Origin of the sequence: Nostoc sp. UHCC 0302, from assembly GCF_038096175.1 — a bacterium.
Lineage (GTDB): Bacteria > Cyanobacteriota > Cyanobacteriia > Cyanobacteriales > Nostocaceae > UHCC-0302.
In genome coordinates this window covers 6,309,731-6,324,669 of the sequence record NZ_CP151099.1, presented here as the reverse complement: position 1 = coordinate 6,324,669, position 14,939 = coordinate 6,309,731, and the positions used below count along the sequence as shown (strand labels likewise).

The 14,939-nt window shown below is 42.1% G+C and carries 14 protein-coding genes and 1 tRNA gene; 9 read left to right on the top strand and 6 right to left on the bottom strand.

Annotation, left to right across the window (positions count from 1 at the left end; translation table 11 throughout):
* Positions 1-173 precede the first annotated feature (173 nt).
* Both WKK05_RS27310 and WKK05_RS27305 read left to right on the top strand, forming a co-directional pair.
* Positions 174-725: an NYN domain-containing protein gene (locus tag WKK05_RS27310; protein ID WP_341526164.1), complete on the top strand. Its 552-nt coding sequence runs from the start codon at positions 174-176 to the stop codon at positions 723-725.
* A gap of 144 nt (positions 726-869) precedes the next feature.
* Positions 870-941: transfer RNA gene (locus WKK05_RS27305), tRNA-Asn, on the top strand.
* 331 nt (positions 942-1,272) lie between these two features.
* Here WKK05_RS27305 and WKK05_RS27300 read toward each other — a convergent pair.
* Positions 1,273-2,073, bottom strand: a complete 801-nt coding sequence (locus tag WKK05_RS27300; RefSeq protein WP_341526163.1) for a hypothetical protein — start codon at positions 2,071-2,073, stop codon at positions 1,273-1,275.
* A gap of 230 nt (positions 2,074-2,303) precedes the next feature.
* Between WKK05_RS27300 and WKK05_RS27295 the strand changes: the two genes are divergently transcribed.
* The 4 genes from WKK05_RS27295 to WKK05_RS27280 all read left to right on the top strand — a co-directional run bounded on the left by WKK05_RS27295 (position 2,304) and on the right by WKK05_RS27280 (position 6,527).
* Positions 2,304-3,380, top strand: coding sequence for an AAA-like domain-containing protein (locus WKK05_RS27295; RefSeq protein ID WP_341526162.1), 1,077 nt, complete (start codon positions 2,304-2,306; stop codon positions 3,378-3,380).
* 2 nt (positions 3,381-3,382) lie between these two features.
* Positions 3,383-4,252, top strand: coding sequence for a hypothetical protein (locus WKK05_RS27290; protein ID WP_341526161.1), 870 nt, complete (start codon positions 3,383-3,385; stop codon positions 4,250-4,252).
* A 13-nt stretch (positions 4,253-4,265) separates the two neighbouring features.
* Positions 4,266-5,840, top strand: a complete 1,575-nt coding sequence (locus tag WKK05_RS27285) for an ATP-binding protein (protein WP_341526160.1) — start codon at positions 4,266-4,268, stop codon at positions 5,838-5,840.
* Between the two features lie 369 nt (positions 5,841-6,209).
* Complete coding sequence (locus WKK05_RS27280; protein WP_341526159.1) at positions 6,210-6,527, top strand: hypothetical protein; 318 nt, start codon at positions 6,210-6,212, stop codon at positions 6,525-6,527.
* Here the strand turns inward: WKK05_RS27280 and WKK05_RS27275 are convergent.
* Together WKK05_RS27275 and WKK05_RS27270 are read right to left on the bottom strand one after the other, a co-directional pair.
* Positions 6,501-7,343 carry a M56 family metallopeptidase gene (locus WKK05_RS27275; protein WP_341531211.1) on the bottom strand — a complete coding sequence of 281 codons (843 nt, stop codon included), beginning with the start codon at positions 7,341-7,343 and terminating at the stop codon, positions 6,501-6,503. The genes WKK05_RS27280 and WKK05_RS27275 overlap by 27 nt on opposite strands.
* Positions 7,343-7,762 (bottom strand): BlaI/MecI/CopY family transcriptional regulator, encoded by a 420-nt coding sequence (locus WKK05_RS27270; RefSeq protein WP_341526158.1) that lies wholly within the window; start codon positions 7,760-7,762, stop codon positions 7,343-7,345. The genes WKK05_RS27275 and WKK05_RS27270 overlap by 1 nt, the downstream gene beginning before the upstream one ends.
* Before the next feature lie 435 nt (positions 7,763-8,197).
* Between WKK05_RS27270 and WKK05_RS27265 the strand changes: the two genes are divergently transcribed.
* Positions 8,198-8,941, top strand: a complete 744-nt coding sequence (locus tag WKK05_RS27265) for a 2-phosphosulfolactate phosphatase family protein (protein WP_341526157.1) — start codon at positions 8,198-8,200, stop codon at positions 8,939-8,941.
* 173 nt (positions 8,942-9,114) lie between these two features.
* Here WKK05_RS27265 and WKK05_RS27260 read toward each other — a convergent pair whose 3' ends face one another.
* From WKK05_RS27260 to WKK05_RS27250, 3 genes are all read right to left on the bottom strand, one after another.
* Positions 9,115-10,185: a glycosyltransferase family 1 protein gene (locus tag WKK05_RS27260; protein WP_341531210.1), complete on the bottom strand. Its 1,071-nt coding sequence runs from the start codon at positions 10,183-10,185 to the stop codon at positions 9,115-9,117.
* Positions 10,186-10,913: 728 nt separating this feature from the next.
* On the bottom strand, positions 10,914-11,651 hold the full coding sequence (locus WKK05_RS27255; RefSeq protein WP_341526156.1) for an ABC transporter ATP-binding protein: 738 nt from the start codon (positions 11,649-11,651) through the stop codon (positions 10,914-10,916).
* Positions 11,652-12,458, bottom strand: a complete 807-nt coding sequence (locus tag WKK05_RS27250) for an ABC transporter permease (protein WP_341526155.1) — start codon at positions 12,456-12,458, stop codon at positions 11,652-11,654.
* A gap of 845 nt (positions 12,459-13,303) precedes the next feature.
* On the opposite strand from WKK05_RS27250, the gene WKK05_RS27245 reads away from it, so the two are divergent.
* Together WKK05_RS27245 and WKK05_RS27240 are read left to right on the top strand one after the other, a co-directional pair.
* A complete protein-coding gene (locus WKK05_RS27245) occupies positions 13,304-13,495 on the top strand; it encodes a DUF2862 domain-containing protein (protein WP_341526154.1) in 192 nt (63 codons plus the stop codon).
* 172 nt (positions 13,496-13,667) lie between these two features.
* Positions 13,668-14,768, top strand: a complete 1,101-nt coding sequence (locus WKK05_RS27240; RefSeq protein ID WP_341526153.1) for an ArsA family ATPase — start codon at positions 13,668-13,670, stop codon at positions 14,766-14,768.
* Positions 14,769-14,939 lie beyond the last annotated feature (171 nt).

Here is a 14,939-nt window from a genome sequence, read left to right as displayed (position 1 = left end):
ACGCGCCTTTGAAATCAAGGCGCGTTTTTAATTGCTGCGTCTGTCTTAAGGTTAGTTTTGTCAATCAGCAGCATTTTTTTGTGCTATGTAACATAGTGTTACAGACAATGCATCAATTACTATAAAACTTATGAATGAATTTTGTTAACTCTAGAAAATTGTGATTCAAAACCATGCCCCGTTCCCCACTCCCAGCCGTTTTATTAGTGGACGGCTACAATATAATAGGTGCTTGGCCTTGCCTTAAAAAAACCCGTGATAGCGCTGGGCTAGAAGCAGCACGTGGAGAACTTGTTGAGGCAATGACCGGATACAGCGCGTTTCAAGGTTATGCAACTCAAATAATTTTTGATGCCCAATATCAGAACACTTCTAGCAATAAAGAGACTATTACTGAGCTTTTATCAGTTTATTACACCGATTTTGGGCAGACGGCAGATACCTATATTGAAAGAACCTGTGCGTCTTTTCGCCAGGAACTAGCGTTATCTCTAATTTCTCGTGTGATTGTCGCCACGTCAGATCGCGCACAGCAGTTGATGGTACAGGGGTATGGAGCTGAATGGTTATCAGCACAACAACTCTGTGGCGAAGTAGAAGCTACAGTTTGTCGAATGCGGCAAAAGTATCATACTCGCAAACAATCTAAAAGTAGGTTTTTAGCCAATGCTATTGATGCTAAGGCACGGCAGCGGTTGGCAGAATTACGCATGGGATTACAGTAGACATTAGTATCCAAAACTCTCCGCTTCAGTCACAGAGTGGGTTTTGGCTGCAAAAATTTTATAATGTAAGCATCTAAGAAAAATTTTTGGCGAAAGTACTTGCCAAATCTATTTATTAGCCTTAAGATTATAAATCGTGAGTGGTCCTCAGTAGCTCAGTGGTAGAGCGATCGACTGTTAATCGATTGGTCACTGGTTCGAATCCAGTCTGGGGAGTTAGATAGATGATAATGACGAGGGATGAAGAAAAAAATTTGAAACTTCAGACTTCAGTTTTTCGTGACCTATAGTCAATATGTACGTCTGTGACGTTTGTAAATCATGGGTCTTTTGGTGCTTGTCCTAAAACAGTGCTGACATTTCAATGAAGATTGTGTAGTCACTCATGGTGAGCAACTGGCGAACCCGAAGGGCTGTTGTGATACATTCCAGCTTGAAGAAGAACCCAGCTGTTAGTGCGGATATCGGCGCAGATTTACAATATGCAGGAACTGTATGAGTATTTGAGAATTGCGCTGATGAAATTGCTTTTTAGTTAAAATGAAGATTAATCTGTAATTTTTAAATTTAGAAAACTGGCGATCGCTTCAACGGTTTGTTCTGCACTCTTGGCAGTAAACATTGGGCCAGCAGCCAAATAGATATTTTTGTCAGATACCAAGTTGAAGACAATATTATAACTAGTTGAACTTGTGACTGTTACTGCGTCCATTGCGACTGCATCAATATTCAAACCTGAAATTTCTGAAAGTTTAGCTTGAATAACTTCTTTCCCAAGCCAACCTTTACGTTCGATAGTCGCTTTGTCAAGGGTTTTATCTAAAATACAAATAATTGTGTTATTCATCAGTAGATAAATAATGCAAACAGCACCACTTGCAATTAAGAATAAACCTAGAGGATAAGTCCAAAGACGAGTATCTTCATTAATAGTTAATTTTGGTTCTCGTGAGTTTTTAATAAAGGCATTAATTTGTGCAGCCTTAGATTCCTTCTGAGTGCTGTCTGCATTTACTAAATCAATGGGAACTGAAGCATCACTTGTCAGAATTACCAAGGGATAACTACTCGAAGCATTGGTGGTATTAGTGTCTAGTTTTGCTCCTAGTACTTCTTTGAGTGTCCAGCTTTTAACTTGAGATTTTAAAATACTTTTTGTGATTAACTGGCAACTTTCTTGAGTGGGTTCAAGTCGACTGCAAATAAAAGTAGTTGTCTTTCCTAGTTTGGTCATCAAGAAAACGCCACCCGCTACGAATATTCCTCCAAACAGCCAGTAGAATATCGCTTGTGGCTTGAGGTGCAGTTTCAATAAAGTTGGGGTTTGCTTGACAATTTTTAATTTCATGGTTGGAATTAAAATCTTTACTCAAAAGTGCTACACACTCCAATTCCAGGTTTTGGTTGTAGATTGATGCAATGATTGGGTGTTAAATCTTGTGTTATCAATCTTTGCGCTTTTTGCATGACATAGCAAAAGCACATACCTAAGAACTAGATCACAAAGGCATTGTGGGTATAATGCTATTCTTTTAGGTGATTGCACCTAAATCGCTGAAATTAGGATAAACCCTTTAGATGACCTCTGGAGCATTGCCTGCCAATCCTTTTGTGGCTGCGGGGATGATTGAAGATCCCAGGCTGTTTGTCGGTCGTAAAGATGAATTACACGCGATCGCATCTCGGATGATGGGCGATCAGCCTACAAGTATCAATATAGTCGGTGAGAAGCACATTGGTAAATCTTCGTTGCTGCATTATTTTGTTCTGACTTGGCAGCAGCGAGTATTACACAACAGCAGTAATTATGTGGTAATTTATCTACCGTTACGGGGTGTAGATTGCCAAAGTGAAACGGGTTTCTATGAGGCTGTAGCCGAAGGTTTACTGAGTCACGTTCAGGGATGGCAACAACGCAGTCTGCAAAATCCTTGGAAGACTAAACCACTAAATCGTCAAGCATTTTCAGATGCGGTTAAGCAATGGAAACAGCAAGGAAAGCTACCCGTCCTCTGTTTGGATGATTTTGAAAGCCTTTTGAAATATCCCGATAAATTTGATAATGGATTTTATGACAATTTGCGATCGCTGATGGATAGCAATGCCTTGATGCTAGTGGTGGCTTCGCGTAAACAACTGGATGTTTATGCTAACGAGCATCGGTTTGTCTCTAGTTTTTTCAATATTGGTCATACTATTTCTTTGAAAGAACTAACTACAGATGAGGCTATTGAACTGTCGCGTTTGCCAAGTCGCTCTACTAATGGTGCTGCTTTGAGTGTAGACGAACAGAATCATGCCCAGCAATGGGGCGATCGTCATCCTTACAAGTTGCAATTGGCTGGCTACTATTTGTGGGAAGCACGTCAACAAGGCAAGGATAAAAAGTGGGCGAAACAGCAGTTTGAACAACAGGTTGCACATCCTAAATCCAAAGCACAGGGAAAGTGGTGGCAATTATGGCTGCATTGTTTAGTTTGGGATTTACCACTACGCCTGGGTAGAATAGCCAAGTTCATTGGTGGGGCTGTTGATGATGTGAGCAACTGGATTATCGGGATGGTAATTCTGCTTTTGCTCGTTTTGGTTTTGGTGGGTGTGCTGCACTGGAACGAAGTTTGGGATTTTGTGCGTGACAAGCTGGGGATAAAGTAGCAATGAGTAACACGTCGCCAGCATCAGGCTTTTGGAATTATGTGGCTGAATGTGTGCGCCTTTTGTATTGGAGTTACTTCAAACCTTTTACCTTTGAACGTTGGCTGCGGGATATCCATCCAGAACTGAAGCCGACAGATAACCCCTTTGATAAACGGACTGAGTTCCGTACTAACCCTCGTCTGCGTCGCTATGCTGGGCAAGTTTGGTGGCTAACTACCGTAGTCCCAATGTTTGCTGTATTACTAGTGGCATCAGTTTACACTCTGGTTAGTGGTGAGTCATTTAACTGGTGGTTCCACAGTTGGGGGGGCTGGTTGATATTGGTGGGCTGGTTTATAGGAAGGGTTCTTGACCGTAGCGGTAATAAAAATAGACTAGTTATTTTCCTTGTTGGTGCCCTTAGCATTTTTCTTACAGCTAGATTTTTATCATTTCTTACAACTGGATATTTATCAGGCGTGGAGTTGAGCGTGGCGTTGGGCGTGGCGTTGGGCGTGGCGTTGGGCGTGGCGTTCGGTGTGGCGTTCGGCGTGGCGTTGAGCGTGGCGTTGGGTGTGGCGTTGGGCGTGGCGTTGGGTGTGGCGTTCGGCTCGGGCGTGGCGTCGGGCGTGGCGTTCGGCGTGGCGTTCGGCGTGGCGTTGAGAGACGTGGCGTTCGGCGTGGCGGTGGCGTTAGGCGTGGTGTTGGGGGTGGCGTTGGGGGTGGCGTTGGGGGTGGCGTTGGGGGTGGCGTTCGGCGTGACGTATATTTTCGGTGTGCTGCGGGTTTACTTCTGGTTGCCGGAATTACTATGGATACTCACCTTGTTCTTGTTGTTTCCCAATGGAAAGCGGGTAAATTGTTTAAGATACTTGCCACCCCCGTTTTGATGAATTGATTATTTTGCCATTGCCTTTTATGGCTCAGATGATTGTAGAGGCTTATCGAAACAACCCAATCGCTGCCCGTGAGACTATTAATTATCTAATTACATCCACCAATCAGCAAAAAGTAGCAGCACAGGCAATTTTTGGTATTGCTGTAGATATTCTCAATCGTTGTCAGAGGTTGAGCGATATTGTGGAGATTGCCAACCAACTAGCGTGGATTCCCTCACCAGCACCAAAGGAACTTGGCATTGTACTGCCTCAATTTTTGGAAATTAGCCAGAATGTAACCGCATCACAAGAAGCAACTTCACTTTATCGTCAATATGAGTTACTCAATATTCCCATCAATGCATTACGCCAACTGGGGCAAAGTCTAGCTTTGACTAAAGATGCTCGCGTTGCTGTTTCTTTTGGCAACACTGCACAAAGCTGGCTGACTATACTAGAGACGGCGCAGCGAACTTTAGAGGAACAGGCACAGCAATCAAAAGAAATTCGACAAGTTTATATTGCTGGTAACTCGCTAGACCCGGAAACAGCAAAGAATCGTTTCAAAGGGCGAAAGGACATATTTGAGGAAATCGAATCTTTGACACTTTCTGAGCAACCGCCAGTGTTGTTACTCTATGGTGGGCGCAGGACAGGAAAAACCTCAGCACTGAAATATCTACCTTACAGAATACAAGCAAATATTGTACCTTTGCTGGTAGATTTACAGGGTGCAGCATCAGCCACAACGTTAAAAGGATTGGCTGAAAATTTAGCTCAACAAATTATCGAAGCTGCACGGCGATTACCCCGCAGAGTATACTTGCCTAATCCAGATGCCAATAAACTAGCAGAAGATCCATTTCCAGCGCTGCAAACTTGGTTAACAGAAATAGAACGCAGCAACTCTGATAAGCAATTTCTGCTCTGTTTGGATGAATATGAACGCCTGAGTGAGGTAGTGGCAGCAACAAGTAGCCGTGCGCCACTCAATTTTATTCGTAACCTGCTGCAACACCAACGCAAGTGGATTTTACTTTTTAGTGGTTCACAGGAGTTATCTGAACTTGATGATTACTGGAGTGACTATCTAATTAACACCCGTGCTTTGCGAATGACTTACCTGCAAGAGTCAGAAGCCCGCGATTTGATTCAACAGCCAGTAGAGAATTTCTGCGATATCTATGAACCAACTGCTGTAGACGAAATTATCCAACTTACTCACTGTCAACCTTATCTCGTTCAGTTGGTGTGTTATGAGGTGGTGGAGTTGCTAAACCGCGATATCAGAAGAAATAAGCGAGAAGCAGATACAGCAAAAGCTACTGCACAGGATGTTAAAGAAGTTATACCTGTTGTGCTTGAGCGAGGCGATCAGTATTTTCGGGAATTATGGAAGAGTTTAACAGAGAGCGATGTCTACGACGGGCTACGCCTACGCTCTCTCCTGCGCCGGGTAATCCACGAGGAAACTCCCACGCAGCAAGACAAAGGCATTATCCGCAAACTAACGCGAAAAGAGATTTTGACTACAGAAGGCAATGCTTTTCAAGTGCCTTTGGTGCAAAAATATATAGAACAGTTGCTAGAAGAAGAGTGATATAGGCAATCCTATTTAAGTTGCGAAATTATTCCTGGACGCAGGCAACAGGAAATAGGCAATAGATTTTTTTTTCATGAATGGCTTAGGATTTCTATAGCGGTTCTCGAATGGAAGAAATAGACTTTGACCTCTCTCCAAACCTCTCTCCTAAAAGGAGAGAGGCTTTGAATTTTACTCCCCTTCCCTTGTAGGGAAGGGGCTGGGGGTTAGGTCTGTATTGCGCTCAACTGAGAAGCGCTATATATTTGGAAATCCCTAAGCGAAGAGTTTACCCACTTTTAAAAACATGGGTGTAGGGAGGAAAAAGTTTTCATCGTTATCGTCGCAACCGACATCGCTACAGATATAACCGATATTGCTACAGTTATGACGCAAGTTGCTACAGGCTGCGCGGAACACGGAAACGTGAAGACGGAAGCTGCTACAGGCTGCGCAGAACACGGAAACGTGAAGGCGGAAGCTGCTACAGGCTGCGCGAAACACGGAAACGTGAAGGCAGAAGCTGCTACAGCGAAGGCAGAAGTTGCTACCGTCGCAGTTTTGTCCCGTAATAGCTTTTTAACAAGACTTCCAGATAAAAAATATCTCACTGTTCATAGTCATCAGTCAGCAACTTCAAGCGGTTGTTTTTATTTTTTGGAGTTGCCTAAATTCAAATTAACTATGAAATATCACAGCTACTAGAGGCAATAACGCCAACAGAAAGCCATGCCAAGATTGCGATTGAGCTTCTGGAGTTGGTTCTGGTGGTGCTAATAAAGCTTCTACTCTTTGTTCTAAGCGCTCGCCTACCCCAGAGGAACCTAATGCAGCACAGCAGATTTCTGATGATATAGGGCTAGTACTGACCACTAATAATAATGATTCTGCTAGCAGTAGAGGGTCTACTTGTAATGCAGCATAACCGTCGGCACGTAATTCGCGCAAAACTAATAGTTCTTGCCACAATGGTTCTGTATTTGGCAACCAAACGGTGCAAGAACGTACCCACCCAAGCCAGAAAAACCAGAATGTATCTCGGTAATGGTAATGTCCTTGCTCATGTGCTAAGACACTTTCTAAATGAGCCGGGGAAAGAACTTGCAGTATTCCCTGACTAATTACTAATTCGGGTTGCCAAAAACCGATTTGACCTGCAAACAGTGCTTTTGTGTCGAGTAGCCGGGCTTGTTTATCCCCAAGGCTAACCACGGGACAGCTACGGGCAGATTCCACAGACTGCAATCCTTGAATGGCAAGCTTAATGCATAAAATGGCAAAAAATCCCAGGAAAATTAAAGCCAAAAAATAGCTGACTGAACCTGTATACATCCCGCCCATTTTTCCTTGAGGCCCCATGAACAGCACAGCAATCACTGTCATGAAAATTAGCAAAGGGGGGAACAGAAATAAAAATAGCGATCGCTGCCATCGCAGATTCCAATCGCCTTGGGGTTGATTCCAAGCGGATCTTAACCACCAGGCAACTGCCAAAGCATTCAAAATCATTATCAGATGCATCATTGTTCCTCCCTGGCTTGGCGTGCAGATTGAATACGTTTGGCGATCGCTTCTATTTGTTCGCTGGCTGCTTCATCTAGACTATCTGCGAAGGCAGCAACAACATCAGGATTGCCCACTGCGAGAAAACGCTGCAACTGTTCGTGTGCTTTAATTACATCTGATTGTTGTTTGGTCAGCATTGGTCGCCAGTAGAATGCCCGACCTTTTTTGTTACACGCCAACCAACCTTTATCTGTGAGACGACGCAGAACTGTAGTCACGGAAGTATAAGCTAATTCCCGGTTGGGGTCAGCGAGGATGCGATCGTGTATATCTTTGACTGTAGCGGAACCAAGTTCCCAGACAATATTCAATATTTCCGCTTCCAACGGGCCTACAGATAGTTGTTTGGGGCGGTAGTCGGGTAAAGGTGCCATAGAGGTTGTGGGATTGGGGGCTGAAGACTAAGGACTGGGGATAAAACGTTAAGCACAGCTTGAGATGTCTGTTCTTTTTCAGATTACAAGATACTGCGGCAAGTCTGAAACTTTAACAGAGAGCATCTAACCCCAACGAATGGAATTCATGGCTATACAAACAAAGTCCGCCTTTCCTGCGGAACGCTACGCGAACGCGGACTTACGCCAAGGGTTTGGAACCCGCCTTCGCGGGTTTTGCCTGTGTAGCCGCGACTTCAGTCGCCTGGCGCAAGATATGAGTTGAGCTTTTTTAAGTATTTTTAAATCTAATGATATGTATCAAGTATTTTTATCTTAAAAAATGCCTTGGGATCAACTGTAACTGTAGTTAGTGACACTAACTAGGTAGAATGTAATTTGCGACAATAGTATTAGAGCAGGTGTATCCAGCGCGTGAAGCTATTTGTATACCACACTCCGGAATTGACTCCAACGGATGAAGCACCTGAATGTGCGATCGCTGTTGATGTTTTGCGAGCTACTAGCACAATAGCTACTGTTTTGGCAGCTGGAGGCGAAGCTGTGCAAGTCTTTAGCGATTTAGATCAACTTATTGAAGTTAGCGAAAAATGGCCGCAAGAAAAGCGGTTGCGAGCTGGAGAACGCGGCGGCGGGAAAGTACCTGGCTTTGAGTTAGGCAATTCTCCCCTCGACTGTACACCAGAATTAGTGCAAGGACGGCGCTTGTTTATCAGTACCACGAATGGCACGCGTGCTTTACAACGGGTACAAGATTCTCAAAGTGTAATAGCCGCAGCTTTGATCAACCGAGCAGCAGTGGTGCAGTATATCTTGGAAAAGCAACCAGAGACAATATGGATTGTTGGTTCAGGTTGGGAAGGCTCTTTTTCTCTAGAAGATACAGTTTGTGCAGGTGCGATCGTCCAAAGCCTCCTACAGCAAACCAAATTATCACCAGAGGAAATAGCTGGTAACGATGAAGTAATTAGTGCGAACGCTCTTTACTCTCAGTGGCAAGATAATTTACTGGGATTGTTTTACCAAGCTAGTCACGGCAAACGACTGTTGCGCCTTGAATGTCAAGAAGACCTCAAATATTGTTCCCAGACTGATATTTTAGATGTCTTACCAATACAACAAGAAATAGGAGTTTTAAAAAGTCAAAAGGCAAAATAATTAGGAGTCAAGAGCAGAGACGCGATTAATCGTGTCTGTACAAGAGTTAAGAGTAGAGACGCGATTATACTCTTACGAGAAGCCGCTCTTCGAGCGTCTACGCGTCTGTACAAGAGTCAGATTTGTGAGTAGTTATTCTCTTTCTACTCTCTGCTCCTTCATCCTCCTAATCATTACAGGTAGCGGGATAAAACTTCGACGGTAGCTTTTCCTGTTTTTTCCCAACTGAATTTTTGGGAACGAGTGATACCTTGACTAGAAAGGTGCGATCGCAATGTTAAATCAATGGCAATTGTTTGCATTGCCTCTGTAATTTCGTTGGTGTTGTAAGGATTGATGAGAATCGCTGAGTCACCAGCCACTTCTGGAAGGGAGGAGAGGTTGGAGGTAATAACTGGTGTACCGCAAGCCATTGCTTCGAGGACGGGGAAACCAAATCCTTCCCAGAGACTAGGGAAGACGAGAGCGATCGCTTGATTAATTATCGCTGGCAATTCGCAGTAAGCAATATAATCCAAAAACTTCACCTGATGAGTTACACCCAATTCCTCAACTTGCGCTTGTAAAACTGGCGTATAACGCGGATCAATCGGCCCTGCTAACCACAATTCATAATCACTACTATTTGGTAGTGCAGCAAAGGCGGCTATAAGTCGGTGTAAGTTTTTGTAAGGGTCTTGGCGGCCAATGTAGAGAAAGTAGTTGCGGGTAGGTAGGTTGAGAAAACGAAAGTGATTGCGATCGTGGGCGAGGGGAATAGGCGTAATTTTGCTAGCTGAAATTTGGTAAAAGTCAATAATGTCTTTAGCTGTGGCGTGAGAGTTACAGATAATATGTTGTGCTTGCTTTATAACTTGAGGAACATAGTAGCGATGATAGGGTGTCAGTGGTGAGAAACGTTTAGGAAAGCGCAATGGGATAAAGTCGTGAACCATGACGGCAAAACGACATTTGGTATAGAGAGGCGCTTCTGGAAGTGGAGAAAATAAAAGGCTAGATTTAAGACTTTTATAGATTTGTGGTAGTTGAAATTGCGTCCAAAAAAGGCGGCGTAAATGGCCTTTTGTACCTTGGTCTGGTGTTAAGTTTGCAGGGATTGAGTAGCAGGTATAGTTAGTAATTTGTTGGGAACTCAGTAATGTCGGATTCAAAGATTGAAGGTAAGGAAACAAATTATTAGCGTAGGTTGTTATACCTGTTGGTCTGGTATTGGCTACAGACAGATTTACTATGACTTGATGCATTAAAGTGGTGAAGTTAACACTTAACGGCGAGTCAAGAGACACCGCCTCAGATAAATTAACACATAGGCAAGTTTCCCAAATGCTACTTCAGGTTTGATTACAATCAAAATTAATGCATAGCAAACAAGCCTAATTAATCAGATTAACAACATAAATATATTTATATACTTTTCCAGACTTATTAAATAGCTAAATTCTTGAATAATTTTCAATTATTATACCTCTTGCAAAAGTCCTTAACACCCCACCCCCAACCCCTCCCCTTGGTAAGGGGAGGGGAGCGTTTGCGTCAGCAAATGCGGGGTGGGGTTCTTTATTTTTGATTTATGCAAGAGGTCTATTGAATTACATAGAAGAACTGTATTATCTGTCGATTGGTTATCTGTTATTAAAACATTAATAAGATTTGTAGGATAAATTGGACTTAAAAGGCTTTTAAAAAACTTTTCAATCTAGTATTGGGGTTTTTTAAGATATATCTATCGCCTCTAAAATTTCTACGGGTGGATGATTATAAATTATAGCTATGTTTCTTAATTCCAAATCTCCTTTATCCAGATATACATTAAACCAATTTTAAGGTACAGAGTTTCTGAATACAAATAGTTTATCTTCATCAAAATTACCGCCCTTGTATTTATTTTATGATTTTCTTCTTAGTCTCTTCTGAATTACACAATATTAAGTCACATTTAGAATGAAAGAAAGGAATGTAAGTTATCTATTTTTTACTTATCTACAGAGTTTAAGTATTGATTTACAACCTCATCTGCACTCCCAGTTAATTGAATTTTACCTTTATCTAACCATATTGATTTTTGGCAAGAATCTTGAATAAATTTTAAATCATGAGATACAACTAAAATAGTCACATTGTTATCCCAAAATTTATCAATTCTTTGCTTACATTTATTCTTAAAACTTTCATCTCCTACGGATAATACCTCATCTAGAATTAAAATATCTGGCTGTACATCGGTGGCAATAGAAAATCCCAAACGTGCCACCATCCCAGAAGATAAGCCTTTTACTGGTACTAGTGCATAATCTTGTAATTCTGCAAACTCCAAAATTGATTGCGCCCTCTCTCTCATCTCTGCTCTAGAAAATCCTAGCAGCACACCATACAGTTGAATATTATCCATGACTGAAATTTCTGCATCAAACCCTGCTCCGAGTTCAATCAAGGGTGCAATATGACCACGCACTCTTACACCACCACTTGTCGGCTGTAAAATTCCACAAATCACCTTTAGCAGTGTTGACTTTCCTGAACCATTGGCCCCAACAATTCCTAATTTCTCACCTGAATTTATTACCAAATTGATTTTATCAAGTACCAACTTTTTTGCAGGCTGGCGATATTTACCTTCGAAAATTGACAAAACTGTTTTCTTGAGATCATAAGAAAACTCTTCTTGAGTCCTTCGCCACAGCGAAACTTGATCTAGACGAATTACTTCCATCTATAACAAATCCATAAAATGAGAACGCCACAAATGAAAACAAGTCCATCCTAAAGACAAAATTATCAGACCACTAAGCAAGGCTCCCCAAATTAAATTTAAATCTGGTTGCGCTCCTGATAATGTAATCTGACGCAGACTTTCAATAATTGGTGATAACGGATTTAAGCCTAAAAACTGCTTTACCTGTGGTGGCACAATAGCTGCTGGATAAAATATAGGGCTACTGAGCCAAATTACAGAGACAATTAACTCATAAAAATAAGGTAAGTCTCTAAAAAATATGTATAAAGCACTTACTAAAAACCCAACTCCTGTACAAACTAGGACTAACGCTATAAATGGAAATAGTAATGCTAAAACATTCACTAAGCTTTTAGAATTAATTAAAGCTATGACTGCAAGTAATGGCAGCACCCCGGCTACAAACTGAAATACATTCGCTGCAATCATTGAGACAGGAAAAATGCTAACTGGCAAACGAATTTTATTTAAAAGTGAACCATTAGCAACTACACTACTCAAGGCCTGTGACGTAGTAGCTGAGAAAAAGTTGATTACCACCAGCCCAGTAAATGCTGCCAACACATAGTTCGGAATTGAGTTGCCATAATATGACGCAAAAGTCGTCCCAAAAATTGCCGAGTATAACCCTGTCATGATTAACGGGTTCAACAGCGACCAATAAATCCCTAAGAATGAACCTCGGTAACGCACTTTGAGATTCCGCGCTACTAACACGTGCAGCAATTCCCAATAGCGCCGCACTTCTAACCACTTTAAATTATCTTTAACCGAAAGCTTCATCCTGACACACCGCCACACAGCACAGGCAAGTTATTCGCGCATTGTATCTTACTTGGAACACACTTTGCTGCATTAGCGTATCACAAAACTTTTTTTGATGAACAGTGCTTTGAAATTCAATACAAACCTAATAAATTGCAACGGTTATACTCCATAAAAATTAGAACTATCAAACTACGAAAATTAATTTTTTTATTTATTGCTTACTTGCTATATATTCTTAGCTTCTAAAGCTAATGGTTTGTCTAATAGCTTCTACAACACGTTCAACATTTTTATAATCGAGTTCTGGTCAAACTGGTAAACTTAGTACCTAACTTACAACATATCGCTAACTGGATTTGCCGCATATTTACTTTTGTCAAAGCACATCATTGTAAGCACTCATCCAACCTAATAATTTTTCCCAGGACTACTATAACAATAGTATAAAATGCTACATACAGCGACTAAAGCATCGTCAGTAACAAAGGCATACTCGTTTAAGGTCATACTAAAAACAATAGCCGCATTCGCCCCACTACTACTTCATCGTTTAAGGAACTTTCAAAAAATAAATTATCCAAAATTATTTGTACATTTGTAGGAGCGCAAGCCCTTGCGCCCCTACAATAGGATGTTTTGTAAACTGGAAGTCCCTAACTAAGGTTTTTAAGTAATTATTACTAGTATTACGTGGGAACTCCCAACGGAGTGTTTTAACGTTGGTAAAGACAATACTTGCACCACAAAAAACGTAGTCTTCAAAAATTACCCCTTCGCAAAGGAAGACATTATTTTGACTGTGACAGAAAAGTCACGGATTCAGCTAAACTGAGACTTGGTTTATTGCATTGTAATCAGGCATGGAAATCGGACAGAAGGTTAAAGTCTTTCGTTTACGCGATCGCGTATCTCCCCCAATTGCGAAAAAGCTAGGACAAGTAGGCATTATCCAAGGCTATAAAGTCACCGATGGTGGCGGTATTGGTGTAGTGGTGCTATTTGACGATAATTATTCCACTTGGTTTTTTGAAGATGAAATTAAGGCTGTATAGTAACGAGAAAACAACTCAGAGTTTTTCAGCCTCATGCATTCACTCTAAGGCGTTACTGTAGTTGCCCAGAGGGCGGCTGATCGCAAAGTGAAATTCAAAGCGTAAGCTGAGAGTATTTATTGAATGCTAAGTTGGGATTGAGAAGATCGGCGGTGAAAATAGGAATCAAGTAATGACCCTAATATTGACATTTTTGGGCAAAGGCGGCATTGCTCGTACCAAAATTGCGATCGCCGCCGCCAAATTATTGGCAAGCCAAGGTAAACGCGTACTCCTAGCAGGACATCCGGAACCAACATTTCAAATCCTGTTGGGTACAGCCATTGCTCCCGACCCGAAAGAAATCGCTCCCAACTTGCAAGTTGTGCAGTTTCAGGCATCTGTTCTGCTAGAACGCAACTGGGAAGAAGTGAAAAAACTTGAGGCGCAATATCTCCGCACCCCAATATTTAAAGAGGTTTATGGTCAAGAATTAGTAGTATTGCCAGGAATGGACAGCGCCCTGGCTCTGAATGCTATCCGCGAATATGATGCCAGTGGCAAATATGACGTAATTATCTACGATGGCACGGGTGATGCCTCAACTTTGCGAACTTTCGGACTGCCAGAGTCTCTAAGTTGGTATCTCAGGCGATTCCGACAATTATTTGTCAATTCCGATCTGGGTAAAACAATTACGGAATCCCCCTTAATTCAACCGCTGATTGGTACTTTCTTTAATGTAAATTGGACGGCAGATAACTTTGCCCAACCTACTAATCAAGCAAACAATTTTCTAGAAAAGGGTAAAGCTGCTCTTGCTGACCCCAATCGCATTGCTGCCTTCTTAGTTACTACACAAGACCCGATTGATGTAGCAAATACCCGTTATTTATGGGGTAGCGCTCAACAAGTCGGTCTAAGTATTGGCGGCGTTATCTTGGTATCTTCAGAAGCCAACGCCAACCTATCAGAGGAATTTACTCCTCTACCTGTTAACGTTGTTCCTGACACACCAATAGGTGATTGGCAACAGCTGATAGATGCTCTACCCAACTTTGCAGAGCAAGCTTTACAGGCCCCTAAGCCAATTGAAATTGATATCCAAAGTCGTCAAGTACGGTTATTCTTGCCAGGATTTGACAAGAAGCAGGTAAAACTCACCCAATATGGGCCAGAAGTTACTGTAGAAGCAGGAGACCAGCGACGGAATATTTCCTTACCGCCGTCCTTAAGTGGCAGAGCCATTACGGGAGCAAAGTTTCAAAATGGTTATTTGATAATTTCATTTTAAGTTATGGGTATTGGGGGCTGGGGATTGGTGACTGGTGACTGGGGAGATGAGGGAGGAGGGAGCAGGGGGGCAGGGGAGCATGGGAGAAATAACTTACTCTTGACTTTTGACTCTTGACTCAGAACTCAGCACGGGCTAAACGCCCCGCTTCCGCTCACAGAACTCAGAACT

Coding starts and splice junctions, on each gene's coding strand:
- WKK05_RS27240 (WP_341526153.1), top strand. CDS start 13,668: ATGACCCTAATATTGACATTTTTGGGCAAAGGCGGCATTGCTCGTACC.
- WKK05_RS27270 (WP_341526158.1), bottom strand. CDS start 7,762: ATGGCACCTTTACCCGACTACCGCCCCAAACAACTATCTGTAGGCCCG.
- WKK05_RS27250 (WP_341526155.1), bottom strand. CDS start 12,458: ATGAAGCTTTCGGTTAAAGATAATTTAAAGTGGTTAGAAGTGCGGCGC.
- WKK05_RS27295 (WP_341526162.1), top strand. CDS start 2,304: ATGACCTCTGGAGCATTGCCTGCCAATCCTTTTGTGGCTGCGGGGATG.
- WKK05_RS27255 (WP_341526156.1), bottom strand. CDS start 11,651: ATGGAAGTAATTCGTCTAGATCAAGTTTCGCTGTGGCGAAGGACTCAA.
- WKK05_RS27290 (WP_341526161.1), top strand. CDS start 3,383: ATGAGTAACACGTCGCCAGCATCAGGCTTTTGGAATTATGTGGCTGAA.
- WKK05_RS27310 (WP_341526164.1), top strand. CDS start 174: ATGCCCCGTTCCCCACTCCCAGCCGTTTTATTAGTGGACGGCTACAAT.
- WKK05_RS27280 (WP_341526159.1), top strand. CDS start 6,210: ATGACGCAAGTTGCTACAGGCTGCGCGGAACACGGAAACGTGAAGACG.
- WKK05_RS27275 (WP_341531211.1), bottom strand. CDS start 7,343: ATGCATCTGATAATGATTTTGAATGCTTTGGCAGTTGCCTGGTGGTTA.
- WKK05_RS27300 (WP_341526163.1), bottom strand. CDS start 2,073: ATGAAATTAAAAATTGTCAAGCAAACCCCAACTTTATTGAAACTGCAC.
- WKK05_RS27260 (WP_341531210.1), bottom strand. CDS start 10,185: ATGCATCAAGTCATAGTAAATCTGTCTGTAGCCAATACCAGACCAACA.
- WKK05_RS27245 (WP_341526154.1), top strand. CDS start 13,304: ATGGAAATCGGACAGAAGGTTAAAGTCTTTCGTTTACGCGATCGCGTA.